The sequence below is a fragment of the Streptomyces sp. NEAU-W12 genome (genome assembly GCF_026242095.1).
Classification (GTDB): domain Bacteria; phylum Actinomycetota; class Actinomycetes; order Streptomycetales; family Streptomycetaceae; genus Streptomyces.
In genome coordinates this window covers 39,670-57,311 of the sequence record NZ_JAPJDM010000017.1, presented here as the reverse complement: position 1 = coordinate 57,311, position 17,642 = coordinate 39,670, and the positions used below count along the sequence as shown (strand labels likewise).

13 protein-coding genes and 4 pseudogenes are annotated in these 17,642 nt (G+C 70.3%); 5 read left to right on the top strand and 12 right to left on the bottom strand.

Annotated features, from left to right (window positions below; all coding sequences use genetic code 11):
• Nucleotides 1-57 precede the first annotated feature (57 nt).
• From pglZ to ORI94_RS21750, 7 genes and pseudogenes are all read right to left on the bottom strand, one after another.
• Nucleotides 58-1,506: pseudogene (gene pglZ, locus ORI94_RS21780) on the bottom strand (BREX-2 system phosphatase PglZ); the annotation flags it as partial.
• 253 nt (nucleotides 1,507-1,759) lie between these two features.
• Nucleotides 1,760-2,833 carry a hypothetical protein gene (locus tag ORI94_RS21775; protein WP_266078267.1) on the bottom strand — a complete coding sequence of 358 codons (1,074 nt, stop codon included), beginning with the start codon at nucleotides 2,831-2,833 and terminating at the stop codon, nucleotides 1,760-1,762.
• A gap of 126 nt (nucleotides 2,834-2,959) precedes the next feature.
• A pseudogene (locus ORI94_RS21770) lies at nucleotides 2,960-3,324 on the bottom strand (transposase); the annotation flags it as partial.
• Nucleotides 3,325-3,384: 60 nt separating this feature from the next.
• Nucleotides 3,385-3,747, bottom strand: a complete 363-nt coding sequence (locus tag ORI94_RS21765) for a hypothetical protein (RefSeq protein ID WP_266078265.1) — start codon at nucleotides 3,745-3,747, stop codon at nucleotides 3,385-3,387.
• 73 nt (nucleotides 3,748-3,820) lie between these two features.
• Nucleotides 3,821-4,348 (bottom strand): transposase, encoded by a 528-nt coding sequence (locus ORI94_RS21760; protein WP_266078475.1) that lies wholly within the window; start codon nucleotides 4,346-4,348, stop codon nucleotides 3,821-3,823.
• A complete protein-coding gene (locus tag ORI94_RS21755) occupies nucleotides 4,345-4,884 on the bottom strand; it encodes a winged helix-turn-helix domain-containing protein (RefSeq protein WP_266078263.1) in 540 nt (179 codons plus the stop codon). Before ORI94_RS21755 ends, ORI94_RS21760 begins: the two co-directional genes overlap by 4 nt.
• A gap of 68 nt (nucleotides 4,885-4,952) precedes the next feature.
• Nucleotides 4,953-5,210, bottom strand: a pseudogene (locus tag ORI94_RS21750) (transposase); the annotation flags it as partial.
• Nucleotides 5,211-5,760: 550 nt separating this feature from the next.
• Between ORI94_RS21750 and ORI94_RS21745 the strand changes: the two are divergent.
• Complete coding sequence (locus ORI94_RS21745; RefSeq protein ID WP_240503108.1) at nucleotides 5,761-5,889, top strand: DUF6408 family protein; 129 nt, start codon at nucleotides 5,761-5,763, stop codon at nucleotides 5,887-5,889.
• Between the two features lie 60 nt (nucleotides 5,890-5,949).
• Here the strand turns inward: ORI94_RS21745 and ORI94_RS35355 are convergent, their stop codons facing one another.
• The 4 genes and pseudogenes from ORI94_RS35355 to ORI94_RS21730 all read right to left on the bottom strand — a co-directional run bounded on the left by ORI94_RS35355 (nucleotide 5,950) and on the right by ORI94_RS21730 (nucleotide 11,381).
• Nucleotides 5,950-6,654, bottom strand: coding sequence for a DNA/RNA helicase domain-containing protein (locus ORI94_RS35355; protein ID WP_323056076.1), 705 nt, complete (start codon nucleotides 6,652-6,654; stop codon nucleotides 5,950-5,952).
• 36 nt (nucleotides 6,655-6,690) lie between these two features.
• Nucleotides 6,691-7,157 (bottom strand): annotated as a pseudogene (locus ORI94_RS35350) (DNA/RNA helicase domain-containing protein); the annotation flags it as partial.
• 899 nt (nucleotides 7,158-8,056) lie between these two features.
• Nucleotides 8,057-9,946: a DUF2075 domain-containing protein gene (locus ORI94_RS21735; protein ID WP_266078257.1), complete on the bottom strand. Its 1,890-nt coding sequence runs from the start codon at nucleotides 9,944-9,946 to the stop codon at nucleotides 8,057-8,059.
• 361 nt (nucleotides 9,947-10,307) lie between these two features.
• Nucleotides 10,308-11,381 carry a Kelch repeat-containing protein gene (locus ORI94_RS21730; protein ID WP_266078255.1) on the bottom strand — a complete coding sequence of 358 codons (1,074 nt, stop codon included), beginning with the start codon at nucleotides 11,379-11,381 and terminating at the stop codon, nucleotides 10,308-10,310.
• 555 nt (nucleotides 11,382-11,936) lie between these two features.
• Between ORI94_RS21730 and ORI94_RS21725 the strand changes: the two genes are divergently transcribed.
• From ORI94_RS21725 to ORI94_RS21710, 4 genes are all read left to right on the top strand, one after another.
• On the top strand, nucleotides 11,937-13,361 hold the full coding sequence (locus ORI94_RS21725; protein ID WP_266078253.1) for an MFS transporter: 1,425 nt from the start codon (nucleotides 11,937-11,939) through the stop codon (nucleotides 13,359-13,361).
• A gap of 385 nt (nucleotides 13,362-13,746) precedes the next feature.
• Nucleotides 13,747-14,523, top strand: a complete 777-nt coding sequence (locus ORI94_RS21720; protein WP_266078251.1) for a hypothetical protein — start codon at nucleotides 13,747-13,749, stop codon at nucleotides 14,521-14,523.
• 566 nt (nucleotides 14,524-15,089) lie between these two features.
• Nucleotides 15,090-15,854 (top strand): hypothetical protein, encoded by a 765-nt coding sequence (locus ORI94_RS21715; protein WP_266078249.1) that lies wholly within the window; start codon nucleotides 15,090-15,092, stop codon nucleotides 15,852-15,854.
• Nucleotides 15,855-16,698: 844 nt separating this feature from the next.
• A complete protein-coding gene (locus tag ORI94_RS21710) occupies nucleotides 16,699-17,277 on the top strand; it encodes a hypothetical protein (RefSeq protein WP_266078247.1) in 579 nt (192 codons plus the stop codon).
• On the opposite strand, the gene ORI94_RS21705 is transcribed toward ORI94_RS21710, so the two are convergent.
• On the bottom strand, nucleotides 17,270-17,623 hold the full coding sequence (locus ORI94_RS21705) for a hypothetical protein (RefSeq protein ID WP_266078245.1): 354 nt from the start codon (nucleotides 17,621-17,623) through the stop codon (nucleotides 17,270-17,272). The genes ORI94_RS21710 and ORI94_RS21705 overlap by 8 nt on opposite strands.
• Between the last annotated feature and the right edge of the window lie 19 nt (nucleotides 17,624-17,642).

The window sequence follows — 17,642 nt, the reverse complement described above, 5'->3', positions numbered from 1 at the left end:
CGGACCACGCTCCGGGGGTCTCCGAGACAAGTTCCGGAGGCGCCCCGAGTCGTGTTCTCAGCCCGCTCCGAGAGCGAACTGCTCGCGCAGCAAAGCCTCATGGAGCCACAGCGTGCGGCCGTCCGGCAGGGTCTCCAAGACCTGTACGCCGTCGTAGTTGAGGAGTTGCCGCAGAACGGCGGCAAAGCCGTCGCCCCGGGTGACGGGCATGCCGGCGCGCTGGGCGAGCGCGGTCACGGGCAGGGTGCCGCCCGCGTCCAGCAGGGCGGCGAGCTCCTTGTGGACCTGCTGCGGCTTGCGAGCCAGGCCGTCGAGCTGCGCCTGGTGCGTTTCCGAGTCGAGCAGTGCCGTCACCAGCGTCTCGGTCCGGGAGACGACGGTCGGGATGAGCAGGGCGTCGTCTCCTCCGGCCGTCAGCGCCACGTCGAAGAGCGCCTCGTGCATCCGGGCGACTTCCGCTTGGTCCTTCTTGGCCTTGCCCGTCGGCTTCTTGGGAGCGGGAGGCGTTCCGGTCACCGGCCGAGCCGCGTGCTCGTCCGGCAGCGGTGCCTTCCTGGTGTCCTCCGGAGCACACCAGACCGGGCGCTGGTCGCCCAGCTCCCGCCATCCCTTGGGCGGCTCCGCGCCGAACGGCAGGAAGGCCAGCACCGGGATGGTGACCTCGGCGAGGGGGGCACCTCCGTGGTAGCCGGCATTGAGAGCGGTGTAGCAGGAGTCGGCGTCCCACAGGGCGGCGATGGACGCGCCGGGTTCGAGCCAGAGCACGCGCGGCCCGGACAGGGCGATCTCCCGTTCGGCGAGTGGGCCGCTGCCGGGCAGACGGTGGCGGGCGGGGTCGCCCTCTTCGTGCCGCGCCGGTCGACGACGTGGCCGTGGTCGCTGGTAAGGATGAGTGCCATGCCCTGGGTGGCCGCCACCCGCAGCAGGTCGCGCAGCCCTGGCACGTCGTCGATCCGCCAGGCGCCGTCGCCGAGCTTCTGCTTCTTGGCGAGCCGGTCGTCGATGGCGTTGAGGACGACGGCGACATGGGTCCTGCCATCTACGAACGTCTCCGTGAGCGCAGGGCCGAAGGTGTCGCCCGCGGTCTCGGTGCGCAGGTCGTCCTTGTGGAACAAGGTGGCCCGGGCCCCGCCCCCACAGCTTCAGCACGGGGAAGAGCCGCTTCTCGCCGGCCTGGGTGTCTTTTATCAGCGTGCCCGCGAAGAGCGAGGTGCGGGAGAGGGCCGTCACCGTGGGCAGGGCGGCGGCCATCGCCCGGCGGTGCGGAGTGCTGCCCTCGGGCAGCGGGTCGAACTCGGCCCAGGGATGGCGCAGTTACTCCCTGAGTCCGTTCGCGATGGCTGCGCTCATGTTGTCGAGCACGAGCAGCAGCACCCGGCGTTCCTCCCCGTGTCGCACGGCCGGGCCGACCACACGGTCGGGGATGGTCTCGACGGTGAGCATGGAGCCGGGCTGGGTGCCTGCCTCGGTCCAGGCGCCCAAGGAGCGGGCGAAGGAGGCATCGATCTACTGGGCGAGGAAGTCGGGCAGGCCGCGCGGATCGGGCTGGTCGGTCCAGTCGGTAGGGCTCCGGTCCGCGTATCGTGGCCCCGGGGCCGTGCTCGCGCCGCCGGCCTCGGACGACTTTCGCTTGCACGTGACGCCGAATCGTGACACGGCAGCCCGGAGCCCTCGTAATACCGGATCAAAGCATCGGTCCCGTTCCGTCCGGGCGGGGGTACGGCCGCTCAGCGGCGGCTGGTCCCGTGCCGCCGCCGCGTCAGCCCGCCGTCCATAGTTCCCGCATCCGGCGGCGTGCGTGCTCCGGGGCCGGGGTCCGGCGGAAGGCTCCCGGAGAGGTCCGGTAGATGCAGTCAACGCCGTACCGGTGGAGCAGGGACAGCTCCCGCTCGTCGAGCGGACCGGGGACGAGGACGGCGAGCCGGTCCGCGGGAAGTGGGCTGTGCGGAGCGTAGTCCAGCAGTTGGGAGAGGGCTTCGCGCACGTACGCGTGCCCAGTGCGACTCTTCGCCTCGATCACCTCGACGCCGTCGGGCCCCTCCAGGTAGATGTCACATAGGCCCGCGGGAGAGCGGAAGCGCCCGGTGGGGATGGTGAGCGTGGCGCAGAACTCAATGACCAGTGGCTGCTCCTCACGCCGATAGAGAGTCGTCGCCGTCGCGCGTTCGAAGCTGACGGTCGTGGTGTGCTGCCGTTCCAGCTCGACTCGTTGGGTCACTGCGGCCGGATCAGGGACGGGCGGTTCCTCGACGCCCAACTGTTCCAGAACCGTCCTGGTGGTGATGCCCAGCCTTTTGACGACGGCCTGGGCCCGGCCGCCCTCCAGCACCAGTTGGCCGGGGAAGCCGTAGGTCCTGGAGTACCCGATCAGCTCGGCCAGGACCTCGTACGGCAGATCGGCTGGGACGAAGTCGCGCAGGCTATACACCGTGCGCCAGCTCTTTCCTCCCGGTGCGGGGGGCCAGAGGGCGTCGGCGAATCCGCTGTTGGCGAAGACGGCGCCGACCTCACCGACCGCCAGTAGCTTCTTCTTGCCGGTGAACAACGCCACATCACCCGTGCGGACTTTCGCCATTGCCTTGTCGTGCGTCGCGGTGGCGCCCCAGAAGCGGGCCGCACCTGCGGGGTGGAGGCGGACGAGTTGCTCGAGCTGCCGGGGCTCCAGACGTCCGGTCAACGTCTCCTCGGTGAAGAGGACTTCCTTCTCAAGGGTGTCGTGCCAGTGCCTGCGCGACTCCTTTCTGCCGTACGCCGGACAGACCAGTACGCGCACTTCCGGTTCGGCATTCGGCACGGACTCCACCGCGCCTTGAGCGAGATCAGGTATGCCCACACGATGATCGTAACCTTTGATCGGCTTATATGCTTTAGCTTTTCAGGCGGGCCCACCGACCCGTCCACCGTTCCTCGTCCAGGAGATCGACCTCGCGCTCTGTAGGACCTCCTCCTTCGAGTGTCCGGCGGTGGCGACGTCGATGCGGAGGATCTCACGGTGGCCGTCGACGTTGAGGCCGACTGCGATCAGCGCGTGCACGTTGATGATGCGGCCGTCTTCGCAGACCTTCTGCGTAGGGCGTCGACCCGGACGAACGAGTACGGGCCGGCGTCCAGGGGCCGGTTGCGGAAGGCTGTGACCTGCTCGTCCAGGTGTTTGGCCATCGCGCTGCCCTGGGACTTCGACAGCTGGGTGAGACCGAGGGACTCGGCGAGCTTCTCCACTCTGCGGGTGGAGCCCTCGAGGAGGTAGGCGGTGGCGACCACCGAGATCAGGGCCTGTTCGGCCTGGCGGCGTCGTTCGAGGAGCCAGTGCGGGAAGTAGCTACTGACCTTGAACTCGTGATGTCGGTGGTGTCGCAGAGATCGCTGAACTCTGGCCGTTCGAGATCAAGAGAGTGTCTGCAGCCAGCGACGCGCGGCAGCCAGGGTCACCTCGACGTCGTCGCTCCAGGAACAGACTTCCAGCCACGACAGGTAGCCGCCTTGCGTGAAGACCAGGACCTCACCGGGGCACTCGCCAGCCTCGGTGACGAGCTGCGCTTCGGCCGCCACGACAGTGCTGGGGCCGGTGGGTGCGGGCTCCGCCTTGCTGGTGTCGAGTTCGAAATAGGCGGTTCCGCATCCGCATGTGCAGCGCCCTCGCACGCTGAGGTGCGGAACCTGCCTTCGGAGCGCGACATGAACCGGATTTTCCGTGGTCAGGACTGCCGCGAGCACGTCGGCTACGTCGGCAGGCAGGCTCTCGGTCATTCGGTCACCGTATCTGACCAGCAACTTTTGACTTGACCGTGCCGGCCAATCGCCGATCGGCCAGCCATTGCGTTCAGGCGTCCAGGGCCAGGCCGGTGCCGGCGAGGCAGCCGCTGATGACGTCCGGTCGGTACTGCACCATCTTGAGCTTGCGCTTGACGGCCCGGGCGATCTGGCCGAGGTCAGCTGCGGCGAGGTTTCCGATGTCGCGCTTGACCAGCGACCAGATGCCCTCCTGCGGGTTCAAGTCCGGCGTGTATCTCAGAAGTTGGAAGACGGTGAGCCAGTCCGCGTGGTCGGCGATGAACTGGCGCATCGGTTCGACCAGGTGCATGCGCAGGTTGTCCCACACGAGCACGATCGGGCCACCGAGCTGGATGTGTGCTCTGACCAGCAGGTCGCGCAGGTCGCGCCAGCCGATGCCCTTCGGCTCGCCCTTGCGGCCCCGGTACTCGCGGACCGAGCAGAACATCCTCGACCGTTTCCCCGGCTTGTAGCAGGCCAGCTCGGCCATGGACACCCGGCCCGAGCCCCGGCCACGGACCCGGACCACAGGCGTTGCGCCCTTGCTTCCCCAGCTTCTCGCGCGCGGCGGCGTCATCGACTGTCCGGCTTCGTCCTCGAAGAGGATCCAGCCGTCACACGCCGCCGCGGTGCTCTTACCCGCGGCCAGGTCTCCTTCTTCCACACCTCGACCGCCGCGTCGTCGCGCTCGATCGCCCGCCGGGCGGGCTGCTGCCAGGGCCAGCCGTGCCGCTTCAGCAACAGCCACGTCCCCTCCACCGTGTAACTCACGCGGAACAGACGGTCGATCAACGTCTTGATCCGGGCAAGCGTCCACCGCTGGTCGGTCCAGCCGTGGACCAGTGGCCCGCGTTCCAGCTCCCGTTCCAGCCTTGCGATCTGCGCGTCGCTGAGTCTCGGCCGCCCCGGCGATCCCTTCGACAGGACCCCCGCTTCACCGCGCTCGCTCCACTGGCGGCGCCACCGCTCCACAGACCGCTCGCTGACCCGCAGCACGGCAGCGATCTCCCTGTTCTTCTGCCCGCTCTCGAAGCGTTCCACGGCCTGCAGCCGCACCCGCTCCCTCGCGGCCCTCCCGGCGTCGGTCAACCCGCCGCCCTGTACGTATCTCACGGTCCAGGGCTACCGGAGCGGACCGGCCGCCGTCAGGTGAACGGCTCCGACATCACCCAATCAAGTTCAGTACCCCGCCTCAGCTTGGGAACGGCGAGCTCGACGGTCCCGGCGCGGGTGTGCCACTCGCGCGGGCGATAGCCGTTGCGGTGGTCGACTCTCTCGTCGCTGGCCTGCCCGTATTCGGCGTTGCAGAGGGCGTCGGCCTCCGCCGACATGAGCGTGTCGGCGAATGTCTTGATCATCGCGCGCAGCAGATCCGGACTCGCCGATGCGAGATTGTCTTCCGTGAGGGCGTGCAGGGGCAGACTATCGGGTGTGGTCATCGTGCTGATCTCCTTCAAAGACTTGGTCGTCTTGAAAGATCAGCCGGTGGCCGTTCTCATATCCTGACACTCGCCCCGACGCCGGTCCAAATGCCCGGATCAGGTGGCAACCCCTACACCACTTCTCAGGACGCAACCCGGATGCACGCTCATGCACTCACCGCTTCCGCTCCACCCACACCCGGTCCACCTCCGCCCGCACTCCCCCGCCGCGACGGTGAAGCGGCAGCTAGGCACACGCAGGGTCCACGGCGAAGGAAACAGTGCGTCGATGCCGCATCAGAGAGCCGCGAGCAGGCGATACATCAACTACCCCAGGACCGGTGACCGCATGGTCGTCGGCAACCAAAAATGAACAGCCACAACTTGGCACTGTACTAATGTTGTTCACCGCTGCGCACCTTCCCGGAGGGTACGTCTGCGGTGTTCGGATGCCGGTTCCCGGCTGTGACTGACGAGTGGTTTCCGCTGCGTGTCGCACGCGGCGTGACTGCGGATGCCCGGAAGGGCGGTCCCGCCATTCCCAGCTCACGCCAAGGAGTGGACATCCATGAACCCCGTTGAGTACAAGCCCGCACGTCGTCACCGGCTTCGCGAGATCCTGGTCGACGTCGCCGCCGGTGTCGCCACCCAGCTCGTGGTGGCGGCCCTGGCCGCGGCAGCGCGCCTGCTCTTCTGACGCAGGCCTGTGGCGGGCCCGGAGAGCCCGCCACTCCTCATGCGAGCAGTCCGCGCCGCGTCAGAACAGAAACAGGTCGGGCGAGTGCGGGCCCGTGCTCTGGCGCTTCCTGCGGGAGGGCCGCCCTCGGCGCGGCCGGGGCAGGTGCGGCACACGTGCTTCCTCCGGCAGGTTCTCCCAGGTGGGGCGCAGCCCGTGCACCTGGAGCCCGCCGGCCCTGTCCTTCAGGTAGCTCCGGGTCTCCCCGTCCGTGGAGTAGAGCACCGTCGCCCGGCTCGCCCGGGTCATCAGCACGTGGTAGGCGTGGCGGACCAGCCGGGCGAACTCCTGCTCGTCGACGCTGCCCGCCCTCACCTTGGGGTCGAACGAGCCGGGTACGGCGACGCGTTTGACGCCGGACTCCGGGTCCTTGCGCTCCTTGCCCCGGCGGAACACCCACCGGCCGTCCCGGCGCACCATGTCCTCACCCAGGATCACACCGCACCAGTCCCACTCGAGACCCTGAGCCGTGTACACACAACCGATCTGATCAAGCCCTTTCTCGTGCACGGACCAGATCTTGGACGGCGGCGCCCCGTTCTCGCAGACCGCGTCGCTGTCCGCGTTCCACGGTCTGTGCCAGTCGCCGATCCGCACGTCGGCCTCCAGCCGCCTCTCCTTGCCGATCGGCTTCGTCCAGGGCCAGCAGTACCCCGCGACGAGACGGGCGGACGCCCCGGCCAGCGCTTCGGTGCGGAGGTGCCGACCTCGTTCGGCCGCACGCACTGGCCCTCGTCGAGGAAGAACACGGTCAGACGGGACGCGTCGAGCAGCTCGTCGACCTGGGGCTTGGTCCCCTGCTGCTCGGGCTTCCAGAAGCGGTTGGTCGAGCGGTCCCGCAGGCGGTGCGCCTCGTCGCAGATCAGCACGTCCAGCGGCGGATCCGGTGGGGTGACGAAGTTGCTGAAGTAGGTGAAGGTCTCCTTGAACTCCCGGTCCCCGTACCCGACGTGCTCCTGGATCGCGCCGTTGAAGGCTCTGCTGCCGCTGGCGTACTTGACCGTGTGGCCGCCTGCCTCCAGCTCCGCCTTGATCTGGAGGCCGATGGCACTCTTCCCGGTACCGGCGCCGCCGGTGACCAGGAAGACCACGCGCCGCTCGTCCGGCACGAGGGCGGGGCGCCGCGGATCCGGGAGGACTTTGGCCGCGGTGTCCAGGATCTGGTCGGCGACCTTCTTCTGCCGGCCGCGCAGGGTGAAGACCGTGTCCTCTCCGCGGGAGCGGATCATGGCGTCGAGCAGGGGTGTGTTGCGTAAGCCCATGCTCTGCAGCAGTAACTCGGCCGCGGACGCGCCGCCTTCCTCGGCGAAGTGCTTACGGAGGTCGGAGATCAACTGATCGCGCCGGTCGTTCGTGTAGACGCGGGCGTAGGCGCCGGTCGGAGCGTCCACGTCGACCAGGGGCCGGACGGAGGCGTCGGTGGCGTTGTGCAGGTAGGCGAACCCGCCGCATTCGAAGTCCAGTCCGTGCAGCGGTCCCCTGCCGCCCGTGAACGCCTCGTAGTACTCGCGCAACTGCAGGGCGGGGTGCTTCTTCCTGCCCATTCCCGGTACGTGGACCAGTTCCGCGGTGGCCCGTTCCACCCGGGTGACCGTCGACCAGCGCTTCAGCTCGACCAACTGGACGGACAGTCCCCTCTCTTCCGGATGATGGCCCACGAGGACGACGTCGATGAGCCTGGGGTCGCCGGGGCGGTCGGCCTCGTCGAGGGTGGCGGCGCACTCGACGATCATCTCCACGTTCCCGCGCCCGGCGGCGACCAGGTCCCGCGCGAGGTGCACGAGGCTCTCGGCCCACGCGGAACGTTCCGACAGCGAGGCGTCGGCGCCTCGGAAGTGCCGCCATCTGGCGGCCAGGTGCGGCACCATACGGCGCCTTGAGTTCAGGGTCAGCAGATCCTGCGCTGCCAGCCTCAACAGGAGCATGGACACGAGGTGGGTCCCCCAGAGCACGAGTGACTCGTGCGGGTGGGGGCATGTCCTCGCGTGAGGAAGCCCGTCGGGCCGCAATCAGTACTCGGGATCTTAGGGAGACCAGCCGCCCCACGGACGGCGGCGACGCGGTGATCGACGCGAAGCGCGGCCATCATGGCCGGATCGCGTGCTCCGTGGCGAGGACCTGCCCCCCGTCACACCGTGGAAGCCCGCCGCTCCAGCCGGCCGCCCGCCAACTCCCGCAGCTTCTCCCGCGTCTCCGGATCCGTCGAGTACACGACCGTGCCGACCATCCCCCGGGTCAGCAGCACCTTGTAGGTGTTGCGGATCAGGCGGTCGACGTCGTCGTCCGGGGTGGACTTCTTGAACACCGGGTCCTTGGAGGCCGTATGGTCCGTGACCCAGCGGTCGCCGCGCCAGAGCAGGTCGGGGCCGATGATGACGCCGGACCAGTCGTACTCGAAGCCCTGGGCGGTGTAGACACAGCCGACCTGGCCGAACCCTGCCGGGTCGGTGGCCCACAGGGCGGACGGAGGCGCACCGGAGACGGAGCGCTCGCCCCGCAGGTTCCAGGGGCGGGACCAGTCACCGATGACGACGTCGGCCGGAAGCGGGTCACCGGGCTTCGGTTCCGGGGACCAGGGCCAGCAGTAGCCCGCGGACATGCGAGCGCCGTAGCCCTCGCTCCGGCGGGCTTCCAGGAAGGCCTCCATCGCCTGAGGGCTCTCGGCGACGAGCAGTCGCATGCGGTCGTCGGGCTCCCAGACGACCGCGCCGCCGGGCTCCAGACCCAGGAGCCGCACCACCCAGCGCAGATAGGCGTCACTGCCACCGCAGCGGAACTGGCTCTCCAGCGGCACCACACGGCACTCCAGGCCCTTGGCCGCCGCGGCCGCCCTTATCTCCCGCACCGTTCCCCTCTCCCCCGGGCGCACCACCTGATGCTCGTCGAGGAGGAAGACGGGGACGCGGGCGACATCGATGAGTTCCTCCATCTGCCGTCTGCCGGTTCGGTTGGCGGCCGGGGTGTAACGGTTGGCGGACGTCTCGCGGATGCGGTGGGCCTCGTCGCAGATCAGGACGTCCAGGGTGTTCTTCCCGGTCGTCATGAAGCTGTTGAAGTACTTGAAGAGCTCCTGCACCTCGCGCTTGCGGGTGCCCGCGACCTTGCGCATCGTCTTGGTGAAGGACTGGGAGCCGGTGGCGTGCAGGGCGGGAACCCCCTGGCGGTACAGCTCGCCGAGCAGGGAGAGCGCGATGACGCTCTTGCCGGTGCCGGGGCCGCCGGTGACGACCACGACTTCCTTGTGATCGGACTGCTTCGCCCTGCGTACGGCGTTGAGCACCATGCGGTACGCGACCTGTTGCTCGTCCAGGAGGACGAACTGCTCGCGCTCACGGACCTCCTGGGCCGCCACCGACATGAGTTGCTTGGACGGCACCGTCCTGCCCGCCTGAAGCTCGTCGGCGGCCCGGGCGCCCGGGTGCCGGCCGCTGAGCCGGGCACGGAGGTGGTCGATGAACTCGCCGCGCTGCTCGCCCGTGAACAACCGCCCGTGTTCGTCGAGTTCGACCGCTCGCAGTCCGCTCACACCGAACTCGGTCGCGTTGTGCAGGAACGCCACGCCGCTGACGCGATCCGGGTGCTCGGCGACCGCTCCGTTGAAGTTGACGAGGTACTCGCAGTAGCGGCGTACCTGCTCGATCGGGTTGAGGACCGGATGCGCGTAGGCGTCGATCCGGCACAGTGCCGGATCGTCCTCGTCCGGCTCCGCCTGGCTCCACTGCTTCAGCTCGACGACGACGTACGACGGCGCGCCCGTGGCCGGATGAACCCCGGCGAGCACGGCGTCGGCGCGCTTGCTGTTCAGCGGGAGCGCGTACTCCAGCATCATCTCCACGTCGCCCAGACCCGCGTCGTTGAGCGCGGCGGCCAGGACGGGGAGGCTGCGTTCCCAGGAACGGGTCTCCGAGGTGCCGGGCCGGTAACCGTGCATGTGGACGAACTGGTCGGTGAGGTGCAGGAACAGCGAACCGTCGAGCGCCATGACGGCGACCGTTTTCGCGGACGCGCGGAACAGCAAGGACTTCCCCCAGGCAGCACGAAAGACTCGTGCGGGTGGGGGCATGTCCTTCGAGACTCCACCGGGGTGGAGCGGAAGCCCGTCGGGCCGCGTTGACGACGCGTCCGAGATTACCTGGCGTCACTGACAATCGTGCAGGTGGCATGGAGCGGGAAGGGCCCCGGAGATGTCCGCGCCCCGGAGGGGTCCGGGGTCGTGACAGCAGTGACCGTGCAGGAGCGGCCGGGGGGCCGCGGGGGGGGGGGCGGGGGGGGGGGGGGGCCCCCGGGCGGGGGGGGGGGGGGGGGGGGGCAGCCCGTGGTGCTCGACGAGAGTGTCGTCGAGCACCGCGGGCGGCTCTCTCCGGGGTGTCGACGAAGGCTCACCGGTGGGCGGGACGGTAGGCGTCGTTGACGTCCACCGGGGCGGCGCCGCCCCGGACACCGCCACCGGGGATGTGGACGGTGCCGCGTACGGCGACGGCGGCCGTGCCGTGGCGCGGTACCGGCATGGGGGCCAGGCGTTGCCAGCGGTCGCGGACGGTGTCGTACGCCTCGGTCTCGTCGAAGACCGTGTTCGGGTCGGTGCCGTCGTGCCGGCCCTCGCCCCCGAAGGTGTGGATCCTCGTCCCCACGGCCGCGGCGGCGATGCCGCCGCGGGCGGTGGGCATCGGCGCCCGCTCGGTCCAGCGGCGGGTGCACAGGTGCAGTGCGTAGACGGTGTCCCGCACGTTCACCTGCCCCCGGTCCCGGCCCCCGAGCACGTAGAAGGTGCCTCCGACGACGGCGCCGCCCACGTGGTCCCGGGCCTGCGGCAGGCTCGGCAGGGTCTCCCAGCGCCGCGTGACCACGTCGTACGCCGACACGGTGTCCACGGTGTCCTGGAGGCCGCCCGCGCCCGGCACGAGGACGCGCATGCCGCCGGCCAGAAGGACCGTCGTCCCGTGCACCCCGATCGCGGCGCTGCCCCGTGCCACATCCGCGGGCAGGGGCGGAAGCCGCCGCCAGCGGTCGGCACGCGGAGAGTAGACGAAGCAGTCGCGGAGGGCCTGCCATTCGGCCCCGCCGGACAGCCCGCCGAGAACGTAGATCCTGCCTCCGACCGCCGCCACGTTGGGGTGGTTCATCGCGACGGGGAGCGGGGCCGCGTCCGACCAGGTGTCGCGCCGGGTGTCGTAGACCTCCACCCGTCCGGTGGTGGTGACGCCGCCTGACGGGCCGTCCCCGGGGAGGATGCCGCCGATGACGTACACGTCGTCGCCGACGGCGGCGACGCTGTGCTCCTGCCGGGGACCGCCGGCGATCGGTGCGCACCGCCGCCATCCCCCGCGGTAGGGCCCTTGCGGTGCCGTGGGCGCCCCTCCGGGGGATGTCGGGTGGCCGGGATGCGCGTGGGCCCGGGCGGCCGGGGCCACCGCCAGGGCGGCACCGAGGAGCAGAGCCGTCCGCCGCTTCATGAGGAACTCCTTGTGACGTCGCCTGATGTCCACCCGGGGCAGGTGGCTTCGCCGTCGAGTGTTCCTGTCCGCGGAAGGGGCAACCAGGGGATGCGATCCCTGGTGTCGCGAGCACCGGGCTCGGCCGACCGGGCCCTCGAGGCGACCGGTCCAGGCCGGGCACAGGGGCTCGTCGAGGGTCGCCCAGCGGGGCAACGCGGCCGCCGAGGCGTTCGGCGACGACGGAGGCGTACGCGGCGAAGTGCCAGGCGAAGTGCTCGGCGGTGTCACGCTCCGGCCGGCCCCCGACGGGACGGGGGACGGGGAACGGGGAACGGAGAGCGACAGCAGCGGCGCGACGACGCACGGCCGGTCTCCCCTCACTGGTCATGGATGCGCGGCCCGGGGACGGGCGGCGCCTGCCCGGTGAGTGCAGGGAGGGAGGGAGGAGGGGGCGGAGCCACGTATTCTCCACGGGCGCCGACGACCAGGATGTCTCACATCCTGAAACGTCATTCCTGATAAGTGAGATGCCTGAGAGCCTTGGGCAACCGTTCTCCGTGGAAAGACCGTGACATGCCCGCACCAGCCACCAGCACAGCCCAGGCACCCGCCAACTCCCGCTCCCGGGTCCTCGTCGCGAGCCTCATCGGCACGACGATCGAGTTCTACGACTTCTACATCTACGCGACCGCCGCGGTCCTGGTCTTCCCCTCGCTCTTCTTCCCGGACAGCGACCCGACCACGGCGCTGCTGTCGTCGTTCGCGGTGTTCGGTGCCGCGATGGTCGCCCGCCCGATCGGCGCGGTCGTCTTCGGGCACCTCGGCGACCGGCTCGGCCGCAAGGGCACGCTGGTGGCCTCGCTCCTCACCATGGGCATCGCCACCTTCCTCATCGGCATACTGCCCACCTACGAGCAGGCCGGCTGGATCGCCACCGCGCTGCTGGTGGTGATGCGGCTCGCCCAGGGCTTCGCGCTCGGCGGCGAGTGGAGCGGCGCCGCCCTGATCGCCACGGAGAACGCCCCGAGGAACAAGCGCGCCCTCTACGGCACCTTCCCGCAACTGGGCGCCCCGCTCGGCTTCATCATCGGCAACGGCCTCTTCCTGGTCATCGGCGCCCTCCTGCCGTCCAGCGCCGGTGCCGACCCCTCGCAGCCCTCCGAGGCCTTCCTGACCTGGGGCTGGCGCATCCCGTTCCTGTTCTCCGCGGTGATGGTCGCGATCGGCCTGTGGGTACGGATGCGCCTGGTCGAGGCGCCGGTCTTCTCCCGGACCCGTGAGGCGGGGCTGGTGCGGAAGCTGCCGCTGGCCACCGTCTTCCGCAGCCACGGGAAGCAGCTGGTCCTCGGTACCTTCTTCATGCTGGCGACGTACGTGCTCTTCTACCTGATGACCACGTTCTCGCTGAGCTACGGCCGTACCGCCGAGGACGCCGCCGTGCCGGGCCTGGGGTACAGCTACACCACCTTCGTCCTGATGATGATCTTCGGGGTGCTGTTCTTCGCCGCGTTCACCCTGGTCTCCGGTCCGCTCGCCGACAAGTACGGCCGCCGCTCCACCCTGATCTGGGTCACCTCCGCGATCCTGGTCTTCGGGCTGGTGTGGGTGCCGCTGATCGGCATGGGCACGCTCGGCGTGGTGCTGTGGCTGGTGCTCGGGTTCACGCTGATGGGCATGACCTTCGGCCCGATGGGCGCGCTCCTGCCGGAGCTGTTCCCGACGAGCGTGCGCTACACCGGCTCGGGCATCTCGTACAACGTCAGCTCGATCCTCGGCGCGGCCGTCGCCCCGTTCATAGCGGTGGCCCTGTGGGAGGCCGGCGACGGCTCGCCGTGGCTGGTCGGCGTCTACCTCTCCGCGATGGCGCTGCTGACCCTGGTCGCGCTGATCGTCGGCAAGGAGACGAAGGACGTCGCCCTCGACGAGGGCGAGACCCCCGCCGGCGCCGGGACCACCGCCGACCGGGACGGGTCCCCCGCCTCCACCGTGGCCCCCTGAGCCGTACGCGTCCCGCCGTGTCCCCCTCCCCCGCGCGGGGAGGGGGACACGGTGCTGTTCTTCACGGCTGCTCCGTGACCACGGCGAAAGCGCCGCCGGAGGGGTCGGCTCCTGCTTCGCGCCGCGGGAGCGGGCGGCCTCGAGCAAGGGACGTCCGGGGCTCCACATCCTCCAGGTACGGGAGAACGGGGCGCAGCCAAACGGGGATGCAGGCGCCGCGGTACGAGGGCGTGCGGGAGGTGGCTGATCATCGGCCCGGCCGTCGGGACGTGCCCGTCGGGCCCTTGACCGGGTGCCGCTTCGACGGAGGATGGGGGAAGAGAGCGGGTCTGCGTGGTGAAGTGTGGGCCTCTGACAACTCCGACAGCAGGGAGCGTTTCCTCCGATGCCCGCCCAGCCCGCACGCCCTGAGCGCAGCGGTCCTGAGACCGCCTCGGTCATGGATGTCCCGCCGTTCAAGCCTTCTCTCGTCAGAGCGGTGTTCAGGGACGTGACCCCGATGCACGTCTCCCGGTCGGCCGCGTGGGCCGCCGCGTCGGTGACGCGGACAGTGCTGACGGAGATCATCGACGGCGCGAGGAGAGCGGCGGCGGAGGCCCGGAGGAAGCTGACTCCCGGGGACCTTCTCTCGGCGATCGACCGGAACGTCGAGCTCGAGGTGGGGAGCAGGTGGTACGACCACAGCCCGACGTTTCGAGGCCTGACCGGTGTCCTGTACGACGCCGAGGGGGGCATCGTGCCTTCTCGTCAGCGCAGCGGGTCGCGCAGACCGAGTGCTGTGGTCGGCGCCCACAGGTTCGAGGCCGGGGTCAGGAAGCTGCTGCGGAGCCAGGGGGTGACGGCCGTCCCGGCGATGGTCCGCGACCTGGACGGAATCGCGAGCGTGTTCCTGACGGACCTCGCCCGGGACGCGGCCATGGTCGTCCGCGAGGGCGGAGTCAAACGTTTCGGTACGGTCACCCTGGCGATGCCGGGCGAACCGGCCCCACCCCCGCTCCTCAAGGATCCCCTCCTGGCCCTGTCCACCCGCAGGGGGGACGGGCGGACCATCGGCGGGGACGACGTCCTGGCCGCCACCACGATGCAGTTGTTCGGCGGCACCCTCAGGCAGCGAGCCCTCGCCGAAGCACGCGCGGCGGCACAGAACACCTCGGCCGGCTGAGCGGGTGGAGCGACAACGGCCTCGAGCTTTCCCCGGCTGCCACGACCGAAGCCGCTCGAAGAGCATTCACCGGACAGCCCTGGGGCAGCAGGACCGGCATCGCGGGGCGCCGACTGCGATCACACGGGGTACGAGCAAGCGGCCTGGGGCCGCACCCCGCGCTGGGGGTGCGGCCCCCGGTGCGTGTGGTGGGGAGAGTGCTTCGGCAGCCCCTGCTTCCGGGCGGGCCGGCCGCCCGCCGTGGCCCTCCTCAGTCGGCCTCCCGCACGCGGGCGGCGGTCCGCCCGGCGAGCTCTCAAACGCCCTTGGCGGCGTTGCCCGAGAGCTCGCCGAGTACAGGCTGCTCCATTCGAGGATCCTGCCCAGGGGGTCGATGCTTCGCCCGCCGCCCCGCCGCACCGCCGCCCCGCCGCACCGCCGCACCGACCTCTCCGCCTCGCGGAAGGCGGGGTTCGCCTGATGCCCCATCGTGATCCGCGGGTGTACAACCCCGTGTGGATGCCGGCTGTCTGTAAGGCGCTGGAGGGATGAGCCTCCGGTGCCTTTCCGTACAGATTGGGGACCAGGTGGGGAAGCAGGTCTGGAGAGTCGTCGTGGCCGGTGGTGCGGCGGCGGCGTTCACGGCCGTGGCCGCGGTGCCGGCCGGGGCGGCCGAGGGTGGGGTCTCGTTCAGCCGTGTCCAGGTGAACGGTGGCAAGCCGATCGTGATCGGGGTGTCGGGGGAGGTCGCGGCGCCCGCCTCCTTCCGGATGGCGACCACTCACAAGTGGAAGTGGCCGGCGGTGTTCCTGTACCGCAAGGGCTCGGGTGACCGGCTGTGGCACGCCATCGAGACGAGCGACTGCGTCAAGGTGCGCTCGGGCGTCTGCGACTTCAACGAGACGATGTACTTCGACCCGGGCGTGTGGGACATGCACAACAGCGAGGCCGGGGCCTGGAAGGTCGGGGCCGAGGTGTACTTCAAGGCCGGCGGTGGTGACGTCGACGCCAAGGGTCTGACGGTCCACGTCAAGCGCGACTCCCGCCTGACCGTCAACGCCTCGCCCGAACCGGTGTCCAAGGGCAAGACCATCACCGTGACCGGAAAGGTCACCCGGGCCAACTGGGAGACCAGGAAGTACGCCTCCTACGGAGGCCGCCGGGTGACCCTGCAGTTCAAGCCTGCCGGCACCACCTCCTACACCACGGTGAAGAAGGTGTACGCGAACGGCTCGGGCAACCTCAGGACGACCGTGAAGGCGTCCAGGACGGGGACGTGGCGGTGGGTGTACTACGGCAACACCACCACCGGATCGTCGAAGTCGTCCGGGGACCACGTCGTGGTGAAGTGATGTCCGCGGTGCCGGCGGGCCGGTGGGGGCCGCGTCGGCCGTAACGGCTGCGACGGTCAAGGCGTCGGGTCCGCCGCGGTCGGGCGGACCCGACGCCTTGCGTCCTGGCCGACCGCGGGCGTCCGTGCACGGGCCTCAGTGCGACGTGAGCCGGCGCGCCGTGCGGACCGTGAGGCCGGATCACCGCTCCGGCGGGCGGGGCCGGACCTCGATGAGGCGGACGAGGACCATGGTCCTCAAGGCCGTCCCCGCCGTACGGGGTCGGACGTGTTCGGCCCCGTGGGTGTACCGGCGGAGCCGGGCTGGTGAGCCCGGACGACCGTGGAATCGACCGTCCGGAGCGTCATGACCTCCCTGCGGTTCGATGTCCGATCAGGCGACGCGGGGCCGGCGCCGACGCGCCACGCCCGACGGCAGCGGCGCCGTGGTCGGCTGACGAAGTCCACGATGCCCCCGGCAGTTCCCGCACCATCGAGCGCCTCGGCGACGGCGGGACCGAGCACGCACGCGTGCCTGCCCTCACGTTTGCGACGCCCACCTGCACCCGCGCCCCCGTCTCCCCACCCGGCGCCGATCGCGTGACGAGGCGTTAAAGTTGCGCCTCAACGGGAGGGCGTTAAATGGCCGTTGTGCCGCTCGCCGAAACAACGCGCGGAGAAACGGCAGCCGGGGCCCGGGCCCCGCAGTTCGGCGACCGCGGAACAGCCTGGCCCGACCGTCAGCCCTCCGCTCCGGGCCTCCCCCGCCGCACGACGGTCCGTCCCGTCGGCGGGCTGCCGCCGTGCCGTGGCAGGATCCGGCCGTGACGTGCGACGTGTGTGGACACGAGATGCGGCAGGTGCCGGTGACGGAGCCGCGAGCGGCACGGGACCTGCCGGTGAAGGAGCGGTGGTTCTGCCCCTGGTGCTACGCGTGGACCGAGCTGGGACACGATCCCCGTGAGGTCTCACGACCCCAGTACCAGCCCGTGCACGAGCGTTGGGAGCGGGCGGCCTCGCCCGAGCTGCCCGAGGACGTGGCCCACGCCTACGACACGGCCTACGCCCACACGGACTCCGGCGCGACCCTGTGCGGCATGGTGCACGACGGCCTCTCCCCCTCCCCGTACTTCTGGACGCCCGACCGGGACCACGCCTGCGCCGCCCGCAAGGAGACCGCCGTCGCCATCGACCGGCGCCGGCCGCCGGAGATGCGCGACGGGAACCGCGTCAGCCCTCCACCTCCCCCGGCTCCTCCTGGCCCCCTTCCAGAAGTCGTCGTCACACGTCACGGCCACATCAGCAGGAAGGCGAGGGTGACGGTTGCCTGGTGGGACTCGGTCGTCCCGGGGCAACGGGTGGTGAGCACCCCTCGGCACCGTGTGCGTCGCGAACGGCCGGCCCGGCCCGGACGGGCCGGCCGAGCGCCGTCAGCGGTTACCTGACGTGGAAACCGTAGACGTGGTGGGTGTCGGCGCCGGTGAAGGGGGCCAACGTGTGGGGCGGGAGCACTGCGACGTCCCATCCGAAGTTCGTCCTCCAGAAGACGACCACCTCGTGGGCGCCCGAGGAGAAGGACGTGACATCGCCCTGTTCGAGCCGGACGTCGCCGGGTCCGGTCCAGCACCGGGCGTGTTCCGCGCCGTTCTCCAGGTACGTCACCCGCACGGCATCCGTGCCGGCGGCGCAGTCGATCTCCTCGGTGGCGAAAGCAGGGGCCGCCGGGAGCGCGAGGCTCACCGCGACGGCCGCCACGGCACCCAGCGCCAGTCTCTTGGATCGGCTCTTCATCGTGTCGTGGTTCCTTCCG

Coding starts and splice junctions, on each gene's coding strand:
- ORI94_RS21765 (WP_266078265.1), bottom strand. CDS start 3,747: ATGACCGAGAGCCTGCCTGCCGACGTAGCCGACGTGCTCGCGGCAGTC.
- ORI94_RS21760 (WP_266078475.1), bottom strand. CDS start 4,348: ATGACGCCGCCGCGCGCGAGAAGCTGGGGAAGCAAGGGCGCAACGCCT.
- ORI94_RS21745 (WP_240503108.1), top strand. CDS start 5,761: ATGAACCCCGTTGAGTACAAGCCCGCACGTCGTCACCGGCTTCGCGAG.
- ORI94_RS21730 (WP_266078255.1), bottom strand. CDS start 11,381: ATGAAGCGGCGGACGGCTCTGCTCCTCGGTGCCGCCCTGGCGGTGGCC.
- ORI94_RS21725 (WP_266078253.1), top strand. CDS start 11,937: ATGCCCGCACCAGCCACCAGCACAGCCCAGGCACCCGCCAACTCCCGC.
- ORI94_RS21720 (WP_266078251.1), top strand. CDS start 13,747: ATGCCCGCCCAGCCCGCACGCCCTGAGCGCAGCGGTCCTGAGACCGCC.
- ORI94_RS21705 (WP_266078245.1), bottom strand. CDS start 17,623: ATGAAGAGCCGATCCAAGAGACTGGCGCTGGGTGCCGTGGCGGCCGTC.